Origin of the sequence: Bradyrhizobium sp. STM 3809, assembly GCF_000239795.1 — a bacterium.
Taxonomy (GTDB): domain Bacteria; phylum Pseudomonadota; class Alphaproteobacteria; order Rhizobiales; family Xanthobacteraceae; genus Bradyrhizobium.
Map to the genome: position 1 here is coordinate 1 of NZ_CAFJ01000669.1, position 960 is coordinate 960.

The following is a 960-nucleotide window of genomic DNA, read 5'->3' on the forward strand; positions in this document are numbered from 1 at the left end:
CCGATGTACACGATCGTTTTGGCCACGCAGAAGGGCGGCAGCGGCAAGAGCACGCTCGCCATTGGTCTCGCCGTGGCGGCCCAGCAGGCCGGCCACAAGGTGCGCGTGATCGAAACCGACCGCCAGGGCACGCTGACGAAATGGCAGGCGCGCCGCGCCGCCGGCGAGCCGATCGTCGAAGCCGTCTATGATGCGAAAATGATCGAGCCGCGACTCGCGGCGCTCCAGCGCGACGGCGTCACCGTCTGCGTGATCGACACCGGCGCGGGCATCACCGCCTCGACCACGGCCGCCATCCGCCATTGTGATCTCTGCCTCATCCCGGCGCGGCCGAGCGTCGCCGACATCGAGGCCACGGCGCCGACGCTGAGCGTCGTCAGGGCCTGGCGCAAGCCGTTTGCCTTCGTGCTCAACCAGGCGCCGATCAGAGGCGGCCACCGCATCACCGACGCGACCACGGCGCTCGACGCCGACGCGCCGCGCGACATCGCCGAGGTGCTGGCGCAGCCCTTCATCATGATGCGCAACGATCACCAGGACGCGCTCGCCGCCGGTCTCGGCGTCACCGAGTTCGACGGCGACGGCAAGTCGGCGCAGGAGATCAAGAGCCTGTGGCGCTGGACCGCCGGCAAGCTCGCCGGCGACCACGTCATGCACGAGGCGGGCGAACTGAAGGAAGCGAGCGAGCACGCCGAGGTCGAATTCCCGATCATGCTGACCCCGCCCGCCGAAGAACCTAAGCTGCCGGTATCGCGCGTGTACCCGACCTGGGCCGACAACGGTATCAACTGGAAGGCGGGACTGTAGTCCTCCGCTTGGATCGAATCCCTCACCGCACCGGCAGCGCGCCCCCTCGCCCCGCCGGGCGGGAAAGGGGCGGGCCGAGGGGCAACAGCACCGGACGTGTCCTTGGTGCGCCCCTCGCACGATGACTGAACGGCTCTTGCAATGAGTTGCTCC

The 960-nt window shown here is 69.1% G+C and carries 1 protein-coding gene; it reads left to right on the forward strand.

All coding sequences use genetic code 11. The features are described 5' to 3' along the window. Nucleotides 1-3: 3 nt before the first annotated feature. Nucleotides 4-807, forward strand: coding sequence for a nucleotide-binding protein (locus tag BRAS3809_RS29615; protein ID WP_008965696.1), 804 nt, complete (start codon nt 4-6; stop codon nt 805-807). Nucleotides 808-960 lie beyond the last annotated feature (153 nt).